Origin of the sequence: Streptomyces sp. 142MFCol3.1 (genome assembly GCF_000424945.1) — a bacterium.
GTDB classification, from domain to species: Bacteria; Actinomycetota; Actinomycetes; order Streptomycetales; family Streptomycetaceae; genus Streptomyces; species Streptomyces siamensis.
The window spans coordinates 113,427-132,805 of the sequence record NZ_AUKV01000011.1 but is presented as its reverse complement, the minus strand read 5'-3'; the positions used below and the strand labels follow the sequence as shown (position 1 = coordinate 132,805).

Annotated in this window: 16 protein-coding genes; 10 read left to right on the top strand and 6 right to left on the bottom strand. The window is 72.2% G+C overall.

What is annotated here, in order from left to right; translation table 11 throughout:
• Window positions 1-57 precede the first annotated feature (57 nt).
• Together H305_RS0117985 and H305_RS0117980 are read right to left on the bottom strand one after the other, a co-directional pair.
• Window positions 58-894, bottom strand: a complete 837-nt coding sequence (locus H305_RS0117985; RefSeq protein WP_028801587.1) for a siderophore-interacting protein — start codon at window positions 892-894, stop codon at window positions 58-60.
• 101 nt (window positions 895-995) lie between these two features.
• The gene (locus tag H305_RS0117980) at window positions 996-1,934 is read right to left on the bottom strand and encodes a 5'-3' exonuclease (protein ID WP_037764496.1); all 939 of its coding nucleotides are present in this window, start codon (window positions 1,932-1,934) and stop codon (window positions 996-998) included.
• Window positions 1,935-2,111: 177 nt separating this feature from the next.
• On the opposite strand from H305_RS0117980, the gene H305_RS0117975 reads away from it, so the two are divergent.
• The 4 genes from H305_RS0117975 (at window position 2,112) to H305_RS0117960 (ending at window position 8,128) form a co-directional block, all read left to right on the top strand.
• Window positions 2,112-3,209: a quaternary amine ABC transporter ATP-binding protein gene (locus H305_RS0117975; RefSeq protein WP_028801585.1), complete on the top strand. Its 1,098-nt coding sequence runs from the start codon at window positions 2,112-2,114 to the stop codon at window positions 3,207-3,209.
• The gene (locus H305_RS0117970) at window positions 3,202-5,811 is read left to right on the top strand and encodes an ABC transporter permease/substrate binding protein (protein WP_028801584.1); all 2,610 of its coding nucleotides are present in this window, start codon (window positions 3,202-3,204) and stop codon (window positions 5,809-5,811) included. The genes H305_RS0117975 and H305_RS0117970 overlap by 8 nt, the downstream gene beginning before the upstream one ends.
• Window positions 5,812-6,631: 820 nt before the next feature.
• Entirely contained in the window at window positions 6,632-7,213 is a 582-nt protein-coding gene (locus tag H305_RS0117965) for a helix-turn-helix domain-containing protein (protein WP_028801583.1), read from the top strand.
• Between the two features lie 51 nt (window positions 7,214-7,264).
• On the top strand, window positions 7,265-8,128 hold the full coding sequence (locus H305_RS0117960; protein ID WP_199791422.1) for a helical backbone metal receptor: 864 nt from the start codon (window positions 7,265-7,267) through the stop codon (window positions 8,126-8,128).
• Here the strand turns inward: H305_RS0117960 and H305_RS0117955 are convergent.
• A complete protein-coding gene (locus H305_RS0117955; protein ID WP_028801581.1) occupies window positions 8,097-9,230 on the bottom strand; it encodes a TDT family transporter in 1,134 nt (377 codons plus the stop codon). The two genes, H305_RS0117960 and H305_RS0117955, sit on opposite strands and share 32 nt — an antisense overlap.
• A 70-nt stretch (window positions 9,231-9,300) precedes the next feature.
• Here H305_RS0117955 and H305_RS46355 point away from each other — a divergent pair, with 70 nt between their 5' ends.
• A complete protein-coding gene (locus H305_RS46355) occupies window positions 9,301-10,272 on the top strand; it encodes a LysR family transcriptional regulator (RefSeq protein WP_234020944.1) in 972 nt (323 codons plus the stop codon).
• 217 nt (window positions 10,273-10,489) lie between these two features.
• Here H305_RS46355 and H305_RS46350 read toward each other — a convergent pair whose 3' ends face one another.
• Window positions 10,490-11,212, bottom strand: a complete 723-nt coding sequence (locus H305_RS46350; RefSeq protein WP_051370710.1) for a gamma-glutamyl-gamma-aminobutyrate hydrolase family protein — start codon at window positions 11,210-11,212, stop codon at window positions 10,490-10,492.
• A gap of 97 nt (window positions 11,213-11,309) precedes the next feature.
• Window positions 11,310-12,080, bottom strand: a complete 771-nt coding sequence (locus tag H305_RS0117940) for a FadR/GntR family transcriptional regulator (RefSeq protein WP_078629112.1) — start codon at window positions 12,078-12,080, stop codon at window positions 11,310-11,312.
• A gap of 77 nt (window positions 12,081-12,157) precedes the next feature.
• Here H305_RS0117940 and H305_RS0117935 point away from each other — a divergent pair, with 77 nt between their 5' ends.
• From H305_RS0117935 to H305_RS0117915, 5 genes are read left to right on the top strand one after another with little or no spacing between them, the layout of a single operon-like run.
• Entirely contained in the window at window positions 12,158-13,528 is a 1,371-nt protein-coding gene (locus tag H305_RS0117935; protein WP_028801579.1) for a glutamine synthetase family protein, read from the top strand.
• 8 nt (window positions 13,529-13,536) lie between these two features.
• Entirely contained in the window at window positions 13,537-14,916 is a 1,380-nt protein-coding gene (locus tag H305_RS0117930) for an aldehyde dehydrogenase family protein (RefSeq protein WP_199791421.1), read from the top strand.
• On the top strand, window positions 14,913-15,704 hold the full coding sequence (locus H305_RS0117925; RefSeq protein WP_028801577.1) for a 3-oxoacyl-ACP reductase: 792 nt from the start codon (window positions 14,913-14,915) through the stop codon (window positions 15,702-15,704). The genes H305_RS0117930 and H305_RS0117925 overlap by 4 nt, the downstream gene beginning before the upstream one ends.
• Window positions 15,705-15,731: 27 nt before the next feature.
• Entirely contained in the window at window positions 15,732-16,994 is a 1,263-nt protein-coding gene (locus tag H305_RS0117920; protein WP_037764442.1) for a lipoprotein, read from the top strand.
• A 35-nt stretch (window positions 16,995-17,029) separates the two neighbouring features.
• On the top strand, window positions 17,030-17,947 hold the full coding sequence (locus H305_RS0117915; RefSeq protein ID WP_028801575.1) for a DUF2510 domain-containing protein: 918 nt from the start codon (window positions 17,030-17,032) through the stop codon (window positions 17,945-17,947).
• Between the two features lie 19 nt (window positions 17,948-17,966).
• On the opposite strand, the gene H305_RS0117910 is transcribed toward H305_RS0117915, so the two are convergent.
• Window positions 17,967-19,169: an amino acid deaminase/aldolase gene (locus H305_RS0117910; RefSeq protein ID WP_028801574.1), complete on the bottom strand. Its 1,203-nt coding sequence runs from the start codon at window positions 19,167-19,169 to the stop codon at window positions 17,967-17,969.
• Between the last annotated feature and the right edge of the window lie 210 nt (window positions 19,170-19,379).

Genomic DNA, 19,379 nt, shown 5'->3' with positions numbered 1-19,379 from the left:
CCGGCGCCCGCCGGTACTCACCGGGGCGGTCACGTGTGCGTGGCCGCCCCGCGCGGGTCACGCGGACGCCTCCTGCTCCGCCTCCACCTGCGCGTTCCACTCGCGCTTCGACGCCTGCCAGCCGTCCTCGTTGTGGCCGAGGCGCCAGTAGCCGGAGATCGACAGGTCCTCGCGCGGGACCTCCCGCTCGACGCGCAGCAAACGGCGCAGCTCCTTCACGAAGCCCGCCTCGCCGTGCACGAACGCCTGCATGCGGCCTGCCGGGAACTCCAGCGCGCGAACCGCCTCCACCAGCGCCTCGCCGATCGGCCGGTTTTTTCGGTGCAGCCAGACGACCTCCACGTCGGAGTCGATCTTCTGTTCCTCCTCCGGTCCCGCGACCTCGACGAAGGCGTGGGCCACGGCGCCGTCGGGCAGCGCCTCCAGGGCGGTCGCGATCGCGGGCAGCGCGCTCTCGTCACCGGCCAGAAGATGCCAGTCGGCTTCCGCGTCGGGAGCGTAGGCGCCGCCGGGACCCATGAACCGGACGACCTCGCCGGGCCGGGCACGCAGCGCCCAGGGACCCGCCAGCCCCTCGTCGCCGTGCACCACGAAGTCCAGGGCCAGCTCGCGGTGTTCGGGATCCCACGCCCGCACCGTGTACGTCCGGGTCACGGGCCACTGCTCGCGCGGGAACTCCGCCCGGACGCGCTCCATGTCGAACGGTTCGGGATACGTGACGCCCTCGGGGCCGAACAGCAGCTTCACATAGTGATCGGTGCAGGAACCCGCGGTGAAGTCGGCCAGACCGTCGCCCCCCAGCACGACGCGCTGCATGTGCGGGGTCAGCCGCTCCGTCCGCACCACCTGCGCGGAGTGAGGCTTCCGGGGCTTGCGTGCGGGGCGTTCTGCCATGACGGCCTCCTGGATCACATGCTTAGGTTTACCTAAGTTAGCATTCTCCTCTCTGCGTCACCTATGCGTGCGGCGGTAGCACTTGTACCGGAAGAGTTCGGCTATGCGTGCAGGGTGGAGAGCAGTCGCTGGAGCGAGCCGCCCAGACCCCAGCGCGTGGCCAGCGCGTCCAGGGCGGCCGGATCCCGCGGCGCGCGGGGCAGCGTCGTGTCCACCTCCGGCAGGGGCACGTCGCCCGCGACCCGGACCACCTTGGGCGCCACCGCGACGTACGGCCGCGACTCGTCGAGGCGCTTGCGCTGCGACGGCGTCAGCCGGGACGTCGGGTCGTCGACGGCGGCCATGATCCCGGCGAGGTCGCCGAACTCGGCGAGCAACTTGGCGGCCGTCTTCTCGCCGATGCCCGGCACGCCCGGCAGACCGTCGCTCGGGTCGCCGCGCAGCAGCGCCAGATCCGCATACCCGGCGCCGTCCACCCCGTACTTCTCGCGCAGCCACGCCTCGTCCGTGAGCTGGAGCGTGCCGACGCCCTTCAGGGGATACAGGACGCGAACGCCCCTCTTGTCGTCCACGAGTTGGTACAGGTCGCGGTCGCCGGTGACGATGTCGACCGGGCCGGTGGCGCGGCCGGTGAACGTGCCGATCACGTCGTCCGCCTCGTACCCCTCGACGCCCACGCGGGCGATGCCGAGCGCGTCCAGGACGGCCTCGATGACCGGGACCTGCGGCGACAGCGTGTCCGGGACCTCCTCCTCGTCCGGACCTCCCTCGTGCTCCTCGGCCACCCGGTGGGCCTTGTAGGACGGGATGAGGTCGACCCTCCACTGCGGGCGCCAGTCCGCGTCCATGCACGCCACCAGGGCGTCGGGACGGTGGTCCTTGACGAGGCGGTCGATGAATTCCAGCAGCCCGCGCACGGCGTTGACCGGTGTGCCGTCCGGAGCCTTCACGGATTCCGGGACACCGAAATAGGCGCGGAAATACAGCGAGGCGCTGTCGAGAAGCATGAGTCGTCGCGTCTGCTCTGTCACGCTCCGCATCATGCCGTACGCCACCGACAGTGCCGTGGCACCGACGGTGACGTGGGCCACTGTCGTGTTTGCTCCGCGTAAGCGGGGGCAGGCGCCGCCTCTGAGCGAAGTCGGTTGCGCTTTCAACCGCACAGGCTGCACAGGCCGCTGTGCGGACCGTTCCAACCGTGCGAACGAGAGGTACACGTGTCATCCAGGCTAGAAGCCGAACATCTGCACAAGGTGTTCGGCAGACGACCGAAAGAGGCCGTGGAGCGGCTCCGCGAGGGGACCGACCGCGAGGAGCTGCGGGCCGACGGCACCACCGCCGCGGTCATCGACGCATCCTTCACGGTGGAGCCCGGCCAGATCTTCGTCGTCATGGGCCTGTCCGGATCCGGCAAGTCCACGCTCCTGCGCATGCTGAACGGACTGCTGGAGCCCACCGCGGGACACGTACGCTTCGACGGCCAGGACCTCACCGAGCTCAGCGCCCGTGAGCTGCGCGAGGTCCGTTCCAAGAAGATCAGCATGGTCTTCCAGCACTTCGCTCTCTTCCCGCACCGCAGTGTCCTGGAGAACGCCGCCTACGGCCTGGAGGTCCAGGGCGTACCGGCCGCCGAACGCCGGAAGCGGGCCACCGAGGCACTCGAACTCGCTGGACTCGCGGGCTGGGAGAAGTCCTGGCCCGACGAACTTTCCGGCGGCATGCAGCAGCGTGTGGGCCTCGCCCGCGCGCTCGCCACCGACGCCGACCTGCTGCTGATGGACGAGTCCTTCAGCGCGCTCGACCCGCTGATCCGCCGTGACATGCAGGACCAGCTGATCGAGCTCCAGCGCAAGCTCAAGAAGACCATCGTGTTCATCACGCACGACCTCAACGAGGCGATGCGGCTGGGCGACCGGATCGCCGTCATGCGTGACGGCCGCATCGTCCAGATCGGCACCGCAGAGGACATCCTGGTCCGCCCGGCCAACGACTACGTCGCCTCCTTCATCCAGGACGTCGACCGCTCGCGCGTCCTGACCGCGGGAGCCGTCATGGACACCGACGTACGCGGCGACGAGGCGGACTGCTCCTGCGAGACCGCCACGCCCGACACCCCCTTCGTGGACCTGTGCGCCATCAGCGCCCGGCTGTCGCACCCCGTCGCCGTGGTCGACGAGAAGCGCGACCTCGTCGGCGTCGTGCCCCGGCGACGACTGGTCGGCTTCCTCGGCGACGAGCAGGGGACGGCCCGGCCCTGCGTCACCCCGCGCGACGGAGACGGCGAGCTGAGCAAGGCGGTGCAGGCCGATGCCTAGGATTCCCTTCGGCGACTGGGTCAACGACGCGGTCGACTGGCTGCTGCACCACATGGCGTGGCTCTTCGACTTCTTCAAGGTCGTCTTCGAGGGCGCCTACGACGGCATCAACGCCGTCCTCCAGGCTCCTCAGCCGCTCCTCCTCGCCGGCATCTTCGCGGTCGTCGCCTTCTGGCTGCGCGGTGCCCTCGCCGGTGTGCTCGCCTTCGCGGGATTCGCCTTCATCGACTCCCTCGGCCTGTGGGAGGACGCGATGGTGACCCTGTCGCTGGTCCTCGTGTCGACGCTCATCGCACTCGTGATCTCCGTGCCGGTGGGCATCTGGGCGGCGCGCTCCGACCGGGTCAGCGGCCTGGTCCGGCCGGTGCTCGACTTCATGCAGACGCTGCCCGCGATGATCTACCTCATCCCGGCGATCCTCTTCTTCGGCACCGGCGGCCCCGCCGGCATCGTGGCCACGCTGATCTTCGCGCTGGCCCCCGGCGTCCGCATGACCGAGCTGGGCATCCGCCAGGTCGACAAGGAACTCGTCGAGGCCGCCGACGCGTTCGGCACCACGCCGCGCAGCACGCTGCTGCGCATCCAGCTGCCGCTCGCGCTGCCCACCGTCATGGCGGGCGTCAACCAGGTCATCATGCTCGGCCTGTCCATGGCCGCCATCGCGGGCATGGTCGGCACGGGCGGCCTCGGCGGCGACGTGAACGAGGCCATCGGCCAGCTGAACGTCGGCCTCGGCTCCGAGGCCGGCGTCGCCATCGTGATCCTGGCGATCTACCTCGACCGCATGACCAGCTCGCTCGGCAGCCAGGTCTCGCCGCTGGGCCGCCGTGCCGCCGCCAAGCTGCGTGCCGCGCAGGGCCTGAAGATCTGGTCCTACCGTCCCCGGCCCGCGGTGGCCGTGGTCGGCGTCGTCGTGCTCGCGCTCGTCGCGGGCGGCACGGGCGTCCTCGGCGGCGGGGCGAGCGAGTCCACCGCGGCCGACGGCAAGAACGTCGGACAGGGCAAGAAGGTCACCATCGGCTACATTCCGTGGGACGAGGGCGTCGCCTCCACCTTCCTGTGGAAGGAGATCCTCGAACAGCGCGGATTCCAGGTCGACGCCAAGCAGTTCGACGCGGGCCCGCTCTACACCTCCCTCGCCCAGGGTGACATCGACTTCGAGACGGACTCCTGGCTGCCGACCACGCACGAGCAGTACTGGAAGAAGTACGGCAAGCAGCTCGACGACCTGGGCTCCTGGTACGGCCCGACCTCCCTGGAGCTCACCGTGCCCGCCTACATGAAGGACGTCGACTCCCTGGCGGACCTCAAGGGCAAGTCCGGCCGGTTCGGCGGCAAGATCACCGGCATCGAGTCCAGCGCCGGGATGATGAGCCTGCTCAAGAGCAAGGTGCTCAAGGAGTACGGCCTCGACAAGGAGTACCAGGTCGTCGACAGCTCGACGCCCGCGATGCTGGCCGAACTGAAGCGCGCGTACGCCAAGCAGGAGCCCGTCGTGGTCACCCTCTGGTCGCCGCACTGGGCCTACAGCGACTACAAGCTGAAGAAGCTCAAGGACCCGAAGGGCGCCTGGGGCAAGGGCGACGGGGTGCACACCCTCTCCCGCAAGGGCTTCGCCCAGGACAACCTGGTCGCCGGCCAGTGGCTCAAGAACTTCAGGATGACCGAGCAGCAGCTCACGAGTCTGGAGGCGGAGATCAACGAGGCGGGCAAGGGCAAACAGCAGGACGCCGTGCGCGCCTGGCTGAAGAAGAACCCGGGTGTCGTCGACAAGCTGGCGCCGGTCAAGAGCGCGGCCGCCCCGGCCGAGGCGAAGCGCCCGCTGGACGTCGCGTGGTTCCCCTGGGACGAGGACGTCGCCGTCACCTACCTGTGGAAGAACGTGCTGGCCCGTCGCGGCTACACGCTGAACCTCAAGCAGATGGACGTCGGTCCCGTCTATACGGGCCTGGCCTCCGGCGACATCGATCTCAACTTCGACGCGTGGCTGCCGTACGCCCAGGCCAACTACTGGGACCAGCACAAGGACGACCTCAAGGATCTCGGCACCTGGTACCGGCCGACCTCGCTGGAGATCGCGGTGCCGTCGTACGTGAAGGACGTCAAGTCCCTCGCCGACCTCAAGGGGAAGTCCGGCACCTTCGGCGGGAAGATCATCGGCATCGAGCCGGGCACCGGCGAGATGAACCTCCTCAAGAACAAGGTGCTTCCGGGGTACGGCCTCGACAAGGAGTACGAGGTCGTCGACGGCTCCACGCCCGCGATGCTGGCCGAACTGAAGCGCGCGTACGCCAAGAAGGAGCCCGTCGCCGTCGTCCTGTGGTCGCCGCACTGGGCCTACAGCGAGTACGGGCTCACCAAGCTCGCGGACGACAAGAAACTGTTCGGAGAGGGCAACACGATCCGGACGATCTCCAGCGAGAAGTTCCCGGACCAGTACCCGCAGCTCACCGAGTGGATCAAGAACTTCCGGATGACCGAGGACGAACTCGGCAGCCTGGAGGGCGAGATCAAGCGGCGCGGACAGGGGCACGAGGAGGACGCCGTCGCCGCCTGGCTCAAGGAGCACCCGGACATGGTGGGGCGGATGACGCCGCGGTAGTTCCACCGGTCGTCCACCGGATGTGATCCACCCAGGGGTGGTCTTCGTCGCACGGGTCCCGTGCCGAAGGCCACCCCGTCCTCGTTCCCGGCCCCGCGCCGCCGACGGACGCAGGCGGGGGGCGGACGACCGGGCCGACTCCACGTCCGGCTCCGGCTCCGCCTCCGACGCCGGCTCGGACGCGGGCCCGCACTCGCGCCCGACGCCGACGCCGGCGACGTACTGGCGTACGAGAAAGATCCGGACAACCGCATCGCCCGCGCGGCCACCTGGGACCCAGCCGCACCGGCCCACTCGACCGGCCGTCAACTCGCCTGCGTGCGAGGGGGACCGCATGAGCCGACGCACGGGTGTCCGCTCGGCCTCCCGGCCGGCCCACGGCCCCTGAGGGGTCCCGGCGCTCCGGACGTCGCCCGACGGCCCGAACCTTGCGGCGAGCGTCGCGGAACCCCTCGCTCCCGTGCCTACGACCCCGCGACCGGGTGGACCTGCCGGAGAACCCCGTCGCTCACGAGGCGCCGGTCCGGTCCCGCAGGACCCGTGGCAGACCCGCCACGCGTCCCGCCGCGGCGTCCGGCCCCGCCGGCCAGCCGTTTCGTCCCGTGCGACGGGTGCGTGCCGGACGGGTCCGGGCGACCCGGCCGGTGGCGCGAACTGTAGCCCTGGCCCTGCATCGATGTGACAGCGATGTGACGGGTGCATGAAACGGTTTGCCGAACATGCGTAGGGTGCAAACAACTCATCAGAAGTAGTGGCCCGTCGAACCGGCGGACCGCGGCATCCGTATCGGACCGACGACGCAAGGGAGGGAGCCGGAGCGATGGGCGACCACAAAGATCAGCCCCTTCGGGTGGGCGCGGCCGTCCGGCGGCGACGCCGGGCACTGCGGCTCACTCTCGCCGCCGTGGCCGAGCGCAGCGGTCTGTCGGTCCCCTTCCTCAGCCAGGTCGAGAACGAACGGGCCCGGCCCAGCAGGAGTTCCCTGGAGCGAGTCGCCGACGCACTCGGCACCACCGCTGTGGAGTTGCTCGCCGCGGCCGACCCGGCGTGCAGCGTCGATGTCGTGCGCGCCGACGTGGGCGCGGAGTTCACCCCCGAGGCCCAGGTGCGCCCCCTGGTACGCGGTCACCACCAGATGCACGCCACGGAGTTCACCGGCGACCACGACGAGGGACGCGAACTCCAGCACCGCAACGACAAGTTGATGTTCGTCGCCGACGGCGCCGTGGAGGTCGAGGCGGAAGGGCGCGCCCATCGCCTCGGACGCGGTGACACGCTCTACCTGACGGGCGGCGTGCGCCATCGCTGGCGGGCGACCGTGCCGGACACCCGGGTCGTCGTGGTCGAGGTCGCCGACCACATCGACGCGGTCGAGGACCGGCGCAGCTCCGGCAAGCGCTGACCCCGCCGGGCGGCGGCCGCACGTGCCGCGGCCCGCTGCGATACTGACGCCATGTCCGGCACCTCCGGTGACACCGTCCGCACGTGCGCCTCCACACCGGCGTCCGCCTTCACACCGGCGCCCACGCCCCCGCCCGCGTCCGCCTCCACGCCTGCCGACGAACGGTCCGCCGTTCCGTCGCCCGTCCGCACCCCGCCGCGTGTCGTCTCGCTTGTGCCCTCGCTCACCGAGGCCGTGGCCCTCTCCGTGCCCGGCGCCCTGGTCGGTGCGACCGACTGGTGCAGCCGTCCCGCGGACCTCGACGTCGTGCGCGTCGGCGGCACGAAGAACCCGGACGTCGGCACGATCGTGCGGCTCGCCCCCGACCTCGTGGTCGCCAACGAGGAGGAGAACCGGGAACCTGATCTGACCGCCTTGCGCGAGGCCGGCATCGAGGTGCTGGTCACCGAGGTACGCGACGTGCCGGGAGCCTTCCGGGAACTGGCCCGCGTGTTGGACGCCTGCCGCCCCGGAACACGTCCGCGCTGGCTCGACGAGGCCGAGGCGGCCTGGACGCAGGTGCCGGAACCGGCCCGCCGCACGTCCGCGATCGTGCCGGTCTGGCGGCGGCCCTGGATGGTCCTCGGCCGGGACACCTTCGCCGGTGACGTCCTGGCGCGCCTGGGTGTGGACAACGCGTACGCCGGCCACGCGGACCGCTACCCCCGAGTGCCGCTCCCCGACCTCAGGGCCGCGGGGGCGGATCTCGTCGTCCTGCCCGACGAGCCGTACCGCTTCACCGCGGACGACGGGCCGGAGGCCTTCGAGGGACTGCCCTGCGCGCTCGTCGACGGCCGCATGCTGACCTGGTACGGCCCCTCGCTCGCCGAGGCGCCCGCCGCGCTCAGCGCGGCGCTGCGAGCAGTTCGCCGCTGAACAACCCGCGGACCGTGCACCCGGCCGTCACCGCCCACGCGGCGACGAGCAGCACGTACAGGGCGACCGCGAGGGCCTCGAAGGCGATCAGGCCGGTGTGCCGGGCCAGCCCCTCGGCGCCGGTCACGCACGTCCCCACCGGGAAGGTGAACGCCCACCAGGTCATCGCGAAGCCCATGCCCCGGCGGCGGGCCCGCAGCACCATCGCGCCGGCGAGCCCGAGCCACAGCAGTGCGAAGCCCGTCACGGGAACCCCGTAGAGGACGGCGAGGAGGCCGAATCCCCCGTCGTACGGAGCGGGCATGACCCCCGGGGCGATGTCGGCGAACTTGCCCGTCGCGGTGGTCGACTGGCCCAGCGGCCCCAGCACCAGGAACAGGGTCGGGGTGAGCGCGAGGGGCAGCGGACCCGCCGTGAGGAGCCGCGCGAAGATCAGCGGAAGCACCAGGAACGTGGCCAGCAGGCTCAGCCCGAACATCGCGAGGCAGCCGAGCAGCAGGGTCTGGCGGGCCTGCCCGGCCGGCAGATGCGGCACGAGCAGCGGGCCGAGGGCGGCGGAGACCATCGGGGCGACGAGCGGCAGCAGCCACACCGGTGTGGCCTGTCCGGGCTCGATGCGGTGCCGCACGACCATCAGGTACGGGACGGCCACCGCGGCCAGCAGCCCCACCACCGTGCCGACGGTGAACAGGACGACGTCCAGCGAGAGCGCGGCCCGCGGTCCGATCCAGTCCTCGCCGACGACCAGCGCCCCGCCGCCGACGGCCAGCAGGGCCATGGCGAGACAGCCGTAGAAGGGCGCCATGGCCGGGTCGAGGAGATGGGCGCGGGCCTGGTCGCGGTGACGGGTCCAGTGCACGGCGCGGGCGGCGAGCAGTGTCACGAGCATCGCCAGAGACAGCGCCCACACGGCGGCGCACGCGGCTGGAAGACCCGGCACGTGCCCGGGTAGTCCGGCGCCCGCCGTGGCCACGATGGCCGTGCCCATCACCGAGGCGTACCAGTTCGGCCCCAGGTGCCGCACGGTGGCGGCACGGTGGGTTCCGGCCGTGCGAGGTGATCTTGATGTGCGGACGGCGAGGGGCTGGGCAGCGGTGACCATGGCTCCACCGTCCCGCGCCGAAAGCGTCCCCACCAGGGAGCACCTTTCTATGAGGACATAAGCTGGGTTTATGGGCAGGACCAGATCGGCGACCGGGAACACCGAGCACGAAGCGGCCGCGGGCAGAGGCGGAGAGGCGTCCGGCAGCGGCATCGCGCACCGGGTGCCGGAACTCGGCGCGCTGGAACTGCTGCTCGCCGTGGCGCGGCTCGGCAGCCTCGGGCGCGCGGCGCGCGAACTGGGCATCACCCAGCCCGCGGCCAGCAGCCGCATCCGCTCCATGGAACGCCAGCTCGGGGTGGCCCTCGTCGACCGTTCACCCAGCGGCTCACGGCTCACCGACGAGGGCGCGCTCGTCACCGACTGGGCCCGGCGGGTGGTGGAGGCGGCCGAGGCGTTCGACGCCGGCGCGCAGGCGCTGCGAGACCGGCGGGACTCCCGGCTCCGGGTGGCCGCGAGCATGACCATCGCCGAATACCTGCTCCCCGGCTGGCTGATCGCGCTGCGCGCGCAGCGCCCCGACACCGCGGTGTCGCTCCTCGCCGGCAATTCCGCCGCCGTCGCGGAGCGGCTCCTCGCGGGCGAGGCCGACCTCGGCTTCGTCGAAGGGCTGTCCGTTCCGGTGGGCCTCGACTCGGTGGTCGTCGCGCGGGACCGGCTGGTCGTCGTCACGGCGCCCGGGCACCCGTGGGCGCGGCGGCGGGCGCCGCTGTCCGCGGGCGAGCTCGCGGCGACGCCGCTCATCCTGCGGGAGGAGGGATCCGGTACGCGGCAGGTGCTCGACGCGGCGCTCGGAGGGCTCGCCCGGCCGTTGATCGAGCTGTCCTCCACCACCGCGGTCAAGGCGTCCGCGGTCAGCGGGGCCGGGCCCGCCGTCCTCAGCGAGCTCGCGCTCGGAGAGGAGCTGTCGGCCCGTCGGCTGGTCACCGTGGAACTCGCCGACGTCCGGCTCGACCGTGCCCTGCGCGCGGTCTGGCCCACCGGCCACCGCCCCACCGGACCGGCCCGGGACCTCCTGTCCCTGACCCGCGCCGCCCGCTGACGACCGGCCCCCGCCGCCCCTGCCGTCCCGTCCGCGGGGTTCCGCCCGTCCTGCCGCCCGCGGTGCCGGTCCACGCGTCCTGCCGCCTGGGGTCCCGGTCCACGCGTCCTGCCGCCGGGGCTCCGCCCCGGCACCCCGCTCCTCAATCGCGGAGGGGCTGAATTCCCGGTGCGGGTGCTGGAAATTCAGCCCGTCCGGGGTTCGAGGACGAGGCCGTTCAGGCCGATCCGGGGGTCTCGGTGCGGAGCCCCCAGGGGGCGCGTCGGCTCGCCGCCCGGACCAGTGCCCTCATCACCCGCACGTCCTCATCCATCTCCGGATGCCACTGCACCCCGAGGACCCACCCGGGCCCGGGGAGCTCGACGGCCTCCACCGTCCCGTCCGCGGCGTGCGCCGAGGCGAGCAGCCCTGCGCCGAGCCGTTCCACCGCCTGGTGGTGATAGGTGGGCACGGCCGAAGCCTCCGGCACGACAGCGGCGTACAACGTCCCCGGCACGGGCGTCACCTCGTGCCGCCCGAAGACGCCGACGGCCTGGGTGTGCCCGTCGATGTGCTGGACGAGCGTGCCCCCGAGGGCGACGTTCAGCAACTGCATGCCGCGGCAGATGCCGAGCAGCGGGGTGCCGGACGCCAACGCGGCCCGGATCAGGGCCAGTTCCCACGCGTCGCGGGCGGGCGCCGGCGGCCCCGTGCGCGGCGACCGCTCGGCGTCGTAGCACCCCGGGTCGACGTCCGGCCCGCCGGCGACGACCACCCCGTCGAGGCGGGCCACGGTGGCGGCGGCCCGGTCCGGATCGTCCGGCGGCAGCATCGCGGCGAGCCCGCCGGCCCGCTGCACGAGCCGCGGATACCCGGCGGGCAGCAGCGCGGCCTCCAGTTCCCACACACCCCAGCGGGCCCCGTCCAGATACGTGCTGACGCCGATCAGCGGCCTGTCCACGCGGCTCTCCCTCGCATCGATCCCCGACCAATGGAACGCATGCATACCTTTGCGGGGCGTGTGGCGACAACGCGGACGGGTGACCGTCGTGTCCGGCTCACGCGAGGAACCCCCGCAGCAGCGCCGCCGTCCCCGCGCAGTGCTCCCGCATCATCTCCCGCGCCCCGTCCGCGTCCCCGTCGAGCACGGCCTCGACCAGCGCGGTGTGCTGGTGCTGGGAGTGCTCCAGGTTGCGCACCAGCAGGGGTATGCAGTCGAGGAGGTCGTTGACGGAGGCGCGCACGGCCGCGTACTGGGCCGCCAGCGAGGGCGAACCGCACAGCTGCGCGAGGGTGAGATGGAACCTCGTGTCCAGCCGCCGGTACTCGGTCAGCGGAGCGTCGTTCGTGCGGGCGAGCGCCTCGCGCAGCCGCTTCGCCCGCTCGCCGTCGAGCCCGTGCGCGGCGCACAGTCCGGCCGCGCCCACCTCCAGGACCTCGCGGAAGCACAGTACGTCCTCGATGTCGACGGCGGCGACCCGGCGCCGCAGCTCCTGCTCGCCGGGGGCCTGTGCGCGCGGCAGCACGAACGTGCCGCCGTACCGGCCGCGCCGCGCCTCGACGAGGCCCTGGTCCTGGAGCACCTTGAGGACCTCGCGCAGGGTGACCCGGCTGATCCCGAGCCGTTCCGCCAGGTCCCGTTCGGCGGGCAGCCGTTCGCCGCCGGGCACCAGGCCCAGCCGGACGACCTGGAGGATCTGCTCCAGCGCCTCCTCGAAGCCGTTGCCCGCCCGCACCGGCCGCAGCACGGTCGCCAGCCCGTCGCCCGGACCCCTCGCGGCGCGGCCCGGACCGCGCCCCGGGCCGCTGTCTGGACTCGCCTGCGTCATCCGGTCGTGCCCCCTTCCCAAGCAATGGTTCTCGGCAATACCTTATGGCTCTCGGCTGACCCAAGGAGGCTTTTCCGGTGGCAGACCGCACACCCCCGCTCGGCGTAGAGGAACTGCACACCCTCGTCGCGGGCGGCGAGATCGACACGGTCGTCCTGGCCTTCCCCGACATGCAGGGGCGACTGCAGGGCAAGCGGTTCGCCGCGCGCTTCTTCCTCGACGAGGTCCTGCGGCACGGCACGGAGGGCTGCAACTACCTCCTCGCCGTCGACACCGAGATGAACACGGTCGACGGATACGACATGTCCTCCTGGGACCGGGGCTACGGCGACTTCGCGATGCGCCCCGACCTCGGCACCCTGCGCCGCGTCCCGTGGAACGAGGGCACCGCCCTGCTCATCGCCGACCTCGCCTGGAACGACGGCTCACCGGTCGTCGCCGCGCCCCGCCAGATCCTGCGACGCCAGCTCGACCGCCTCGCGGAGCTCGGCTACACCGCCCAGGTCGGCACGGAGCTCGAGTTCATCGTCTTCAGGGACACCTACGAGCAGGCCTGGGACGCCCACTACCGCGGCCTGACGCCGGCCAACCAGTACAACATCGACTACTCGGTCCTGGGCACCGGGCGCATCGAGCCCCTGCTCCGCCGCATCCGCAACGAGATGCAGGGCGCCGGCCTCACCGTCGAGTCCGCGAAGGGCGAATGCAACCCCGGCCAGCACGAGATCGCCTTCAAGTACGACGAAGCCCTCGTCACCTGCGACCAGCACGCGATCTACAAGACCGGCGCCAAGGAGATCGCCGCCCAGGAGGGCGTCTCACTCACGTTCATGGCCAAGTACAACGAGCGCGAGGGCAACTCCTGCCACATCCACCTCTCGCTCGCGGACGCCGACGGCAGGAGCGTCATGGCGGGCTCCGACCGGGACCCCGACGGGATGTCGCCGGTCATGCGGCACTTCCTCGCCGGGCAGCTCGCCGCCCTGCGCGACTTCTCGCTCCTCTACGCCCCCAACATCAACTCCTACAAGCGGTTCCAGCCGGGGTCCTTCGCGCCGACCGCCGTCGCCTGGGGCCACGACAACCGCACCTGCGCGCTCCGTGTCGTCGGCCACGGCCGGTCGACGCGCTTCGAGAACCGCCTGCCGGGCGGCGACGTCAACCCGCACCTGGCGGTCGCCGGTCTGGTCGCGGCCGGCCTGTACGGAATCGAGCAGCGGCTGGAGCTCCCCGAGGCGTGCGCGGGCAACGCGTACGCCGCCGAGTACGAGCACGTGCCCACCACCCTGCGCGAGGCCGCCGAGCTCTGGGAGAACAGCCCCATCGCCAAGGCCGCCTTCGGCGACGAGGTGGTCGCGCACTACCGCAATATGGCGCGCGTCGAGCTGGACGCCTTCGACGCCGCGGTGACCGACTGGGAGCTGCGCCGCTCCTTCGAACGCATGTGAGGCCCCTCTTGTCGAACGAGCACGAACTCCGCGTCCTCAACCCGGCCACCGAGGAGGTCGTCGCCACCGTCCCGGCCGCCACCGCGGACGACGTGGACGCCGCCGTCGAGCGGGCCGCACACGCCCAGACGGCATGGGCGGCATGCGCGCCCGCCGACCGCGCCCGGCTGCTGCGCCGCTTCGCGTCCGCCGTCGACGGGCACATCGAGGAACTGGCCCGGCTGGAGGTCCGCGAGGCCGGCCACACCGTCGGCAACGCCCGCTGGGAGGCGGGCAACGTGCGCGACCTGCTCGACTACGCGGCCGGGGGAGCAGAACGCCTGACAGGCCGTCAGATCCCGGTCCCCGGCGGCCTCGACATCACCCTCCTCGAACCGCTCGGCGTCGTCGGCGTCATCGCGCCCTGGAACTTCCCCATGCCGATCGCCGCCTGGGGCACCGCACCGGCCCTCGCCGCGGGCAACGCGGTGATCCTCAAGCCCGCCGAGACGACGCCGCTGACCGCACTGCGACTGGCCGAACTCGCCCTGGAGGCAGGGCTTCCCGAGCACCTCTTCCAGGTGCTGCCGGGCGCCGGACCCGTCGCGGGGAACGCCCTCGTCGAGCATCCGGACGTCGCCAAGATCGTCTTCACCGGGTCGACGGCCGTGGGCAAGCAGGTGCTGGCGAAGGGCTCCGCCCTCCTCAAGCGCATCACCCTCGAGCTCGGGGGCAAGAGCCCCAACATCGTGTTCGCCGACGCGGACGTCGAGGCCGCCGCTGCCGCCGCGCCCATGTCCTTCCTCGACAACTCGGGCCAGGACTGCTGCGCCCGCACCCGCATCCTCGTCCAGCGCTCGGTGTACGACCGCTTCCTGGACCTGCTCGCCCCCGCGATCGAGTCCGTCCGGGTCGGCGACCCCGCCGACGAGCAGACACAGATGGGGCCGCTGATCTCCCGGGCACAGCTGGAAAGCGTGCGCTCCTACGTCGACGCCGACGCGCCCGGCATCCGCGGCAAGGCCCCGGAGGGACCCGGTTTCTGGTTCCCGCCCACCGTGCTCACCGAGGTCGCGCCCGACGCCCGCGTCGCCGTCGAGGAGGTCTTCGGCCCGGTCGCCGTGGTCATCCCCTTCGAGGACGAGGCGGACGCCGTCCGGCTCGCCAACGACACGCCGTACGGTCTCGCCGGGTCCGTCTGGAGCCGGGACATCGGCCGGGCGCTGCGGGTCTCGGGCGCCGTCCGCGCCGGGAACCTCTCCGTCAACTCCCACTCCAGCGTCCGCTACTGGACCCCCTTCGGCGGCTTCAAACAGTCGGGGATCGGCCGCGAGCTGGGCCCGGACGCGCTCACCGCCTTCACCGAAACCAAGAATGTCTTCATCAGTACGGAGGGCCCCGCACAGTGACCGAAGCCACCGAGGGAAACATCTGCCGCCGGCTGGTCGGCCGTACCGCCGTCATCACCGGCGCCGGCAGCGGGATCGGCCTCGCCACCACGCGCCGGCTGGCCTCCGAGGGCGCGCGCGTCGTCTGCGGCGACGTCGACGAACAGCGCGGCAAGGCCGCCGCCGAGGAGGTCGGCGGCACCTTCGTCAAGGTCGACGTCACCGACCCGGAACAGGTCGACGCGCTCTTCGAGGCGGCGTACGACACGTACGGCTCCGTCGACGTCGCCTTCAACAACGCCGGCATCTCGCCGCCCGACGACGACTCCATCCTGGAGACCGGACTGGAGGCATGGAAGCGCGTCCAGGAGGTCAACCTCACCTCCGTGTACCTGTGCTGCAAGGCGGCCATCCCCTACATGCGGCGCCAGGGCAGGGGCTCCATCATCAACACGGCGTCCTTCGTGGCCCGGATGGGCGCGGCGACCTCGCAGATCTCCTACACCGCCTCCAAGGGCGGTGTGCTGGCCATGTCGCGCGAACTGGGCGTGCAGTTCGCCAGGGAGGGCATCCGGGTCAACGCCCTGTGCCCCGGACCGGTCAACACCCCGCTGCTCCAGGAGCTGTTCGCCAAAGACCCGGAACGGGCCGCGCGGCGGCTGGTGCACATCCCCGTCGGACGGTTCGCGGAGGCCGACGAGATCGCCGCGGCGGTCGCGTTCCTCGCCAGCGACGACTCCTCGTTCGTCAACGCCACCGACTTCCTGGTCGACGGCGGGATCTCGGGCGCGTACGTGACGCCCCTTTAGCGGACAAAGGTGTACGGTCCACGTCGTATGCGACACCTCCTCGTGTGGACCCTGGCAGCGGCCGCCGCCCTGGTGGCCGCGCCCACCGCCCCCGCCGCCGTCCCCGCCCCGGCCGCGACCGGCCGCGCCGACTGCCCACGACTGTCCGGCACTTGGTACGGAGACAACCGCGCCCGTCTGCAACAGGTGATCGACGCCCACGGCACCTGCGCCGGCCGTCCCCGGGACAACCGCCCCGTCGCCGCCTTCGACTGGGACAACACGATCACCAAGAACGACGTCACGGACGCCACCCTCGACTGGGCCCTCACCCACGACAGACTCCTGCGCCCGGCCCGCTGGAAGGACACCAGCGCCTGGCTCACCACAGACGCCGACGAGGCCCTCACCGCCGCGTGCGGGTCGGGTGCGGGCACCCCCCTGAGAACCTCCGCGAACCCCCGCTGCGCCGACGAGATCCTCCAGATCCGCGAGAACGGCACCACCGTGAGCGGCGTCCCGGCCTTCGCCGGCACCTGGGACCACCGGCGCACGGTGCCCCAGTACGCATGGGTGCCCCAGCTCTTCGCCGGCCGCACCCCCGCGGAGCTCTCCTCCTACGCCCGCCGTGCACGCGAGAGCGCCCTCGCGGCCCCCGTGGGCTCGGTGCAGCGGGTCGGCACCCGCACCGTTCCCGCGTACGTCCGCTACTACGACCAGCAGCGCGACCTGATCCGCACCCTGCAACGGGCCGGATTCGACGTGTACATCGTCTCGGCGGGCTCCGAACCCGTCACCGAGGTCTGGTCCCGCGGAGTCGGGGTCGACGCCCGTCACACCCTCGCGATCCGCTCCGTCCTCGACCGCCACGGCCGGATCACCACCCGGAACGAGGGTTGCGGCGGCGTGCCCGCGAGCAGGGGCGATGCCATCCCGTACATCGACGGCAAACGCTGCTGGATCAACCAGGAGATCTACGGAGTGCGCGGCGCCGCCGCCTGGCAGCGGCAGGACGCCCGCCACCGGCCCGTCATCGCGGGCGGCGACGCCGACACCGACGTCACCTTCGTCGGCGACGCCACCGGAGCCCACCTAGTCCTCAACCGCAACAAGAGCGAACTGATGTGCCGGGCGTACGACGACGCCGACGGCCGCTGGGTGGTCAACCCGATGTTCATCGAGCCGCTGCCCCGCAGGCCGGACGACTACCCGTGCGCGACGACCGCCTACAACGCGCCGGACGGCGGCCGGGGCCCCGTACGCAGACCGGACGGCTCCGTCGTGCCCGACCGGACGGACACCGTGTACTGATCTTCGGGGCCACGTCCTAGAGTGCCGGGATGAGCATGACACCTCCGCCCGGCTGGTACCGCGACCCGTCGTACCCGCTCGTCGAGCGCTGGTGGGACGGAACCGCGTGGACCGACCACCGGCGCCAGCCCGAGGCTCCCACGCAGCCCCCGGCACCCCCGGCACCGTCCGGGAACGGGGGCTCGGGCCGGGCCAAGGCCGTCGCCCTGACCGCGGCCGGAGCGGTCCTCGTCGCGTCGATCGCCACCGGCGCCGTGCTCCTCGGCAAGGACGACGGGAAGGGGGAGGCGGCCACGAAGACCACGCCGACCGCCCCGGCACCCGCCACCGGGTCCGGCTCGCCGTCGCCGTCGGCCTCCGCCTCCGCGAGCCCGTCGGAGGACCCGTCCAAGGTCGTGGACGAACTCAACGGCATCACCCTGCCGTTGCTCGACGGGTGGGTCCGGCCCAAATACGTCGCCGAGGACGACATGGTGATGACGACGCCCGGCACCTACGACTGCCCGGGGGACCCCGGGCTCTGCCGCCACGGCCGGGTCCTGTCGCGCACCGTCACGGCCAACGACGAGAAGTCCCCGAAGATCCTCGCCGAACAGGACATCGAGGACGCGGCGGACGCCTCGTACGACCGCGACCTGGTCGAGAGCAGGCCCTACCGCGGCATCACCTCCCACCAGGTGGTGAAGTCGGGTCAGGTCGCCGTCGCGGGGCGGGCCGGCTACTTCGTGCGCTGGCGCGTCAGGACCGGTGTGGGACCGGGAGGGTACGTCGAGTCGCTGGCCTTTCCGTCCAGCGTCGGCTCCGAGTCCCTCGTCATCGTCCGCTTCGCCTTCGACGCGGGCCCCGACGGACCGCCCGTGGCCGACATGGACAGGATCACCAAGGGCATCCGCCCGGTCGGCGACTCGGGCACCGGCGGGGGAGTGGGCAGCAGCATCGGACCGTCGACGTGAGACCCCGCGGAGAGCCGGCCTAGAGAAAGGTGTGCCCTTCGCCCCGGTACGTCGGGACCGCGGCCGTCACCGCGTCGCCCTCCACGAGGTGCAGTGTGTCGAACCGCTCGCACAGCTCGCCGGCCTTGGCGTGCCGGAACCACACCTTGTCGCCGATCAGCAGGTCGTCCGCGGGCGCCCCGATCAGCGGCGTCTGCACCTCGCCGGGACCCTCCTGCGGGTCGTACCTCAGCCCCTCCGGCAGGTGGGGGACCGGAAGCCGGTCGGCGCCCGGGGCCCCCGAGGCCGGGTAACCGCCGCCGAGGACCGTCACGATCCCCACGCCCGGCCTGCGGACGACGGGCTGCGCGAAGAGCGCGGCCGGACGCCCGCTGAAGGACGTGTAGTTGTCGAACAGCCGCGGCACGTACAGTCCGGACCCCGCCGCGATCTCGGTGACCGAGTCCTCCGCGGCCGTGTGCTGGACGCTGCCCGTACCGCCGCCGTTGACGAATTCGAGGTCCGGTGCCACCGCCCGCACGGCGCGGACGACCTCGGCGCGCCGCTGGGCCAGCTCCTTGCGGGCGGTGGCCTGCATCAGCCGGATGGCGCGCGACCGCAGCGGCCGCCCGTCGACGGCGTCACCCACGCCCGCGATGTGCCCCTCGTACGCCATGATCCCGACGAGCCGGAACCCGGGCCGCCGGGCGACGGCGCGGGCCAGATCGGCCACCTGGGCCGGGGAGTGCAGCGGCGAGCGCAGGGCCCCCACCCGGACCCGCCCGCCGAGCAGCTTGAGGGACGTGTCCAACTCCAGGCAGACACGCACGACTTCGGTCCCGCCCCGCCGGGCCTCGTCGATCAGGGCCAGCTGCGCCGGGTCGTCGATCATGACGGTCACCGCCGCGGCGAGCTTCGGGTCGCCGGCCAGCTCGGCGAAGGCCACGCGGTCCGCCGACGGGTAGGCCAGGAGCACGTCGTCGAAGCCGGAACGCGCGAGCCACAGCGACTCGGCGAGGGTGAAGGACATGACGCCCGCGAAGCCGTCGCGGCCCAGGACGCGTTCCAGCAGGGCGCGGCAGCGGACGGACTTGCTCGCGACACGGATCGGCTTGCCCCCGGCCCTGCGGACGAGATCCTCCGCGTTCGCGTCGAAGGCCTCCAGGTCCACGATCGCGACAGGCGCGTCGAGGTGAGCGGTGGCCCGGTCGTACCGGGCCCGGTCTGCGGCGCGGGCAGTCATGTCCGAAGCCTGCCAGACTCGATTACCGCAGGGTAGGGGGACGTTCCGGGCAGATGCCCCGGGGCTCCGGACTGGTTCCCTCCGGACGCGCGTCAACCCGTAGAGTGACGCGCACGCAGGGAGGAACGACCCTGCCCCGGCGGGCCCTGCCCGGGGTGACGGTCCACCGGTGCGGGTATGCGTGCCCGTGGCGGGCTTCCGCAGACACGA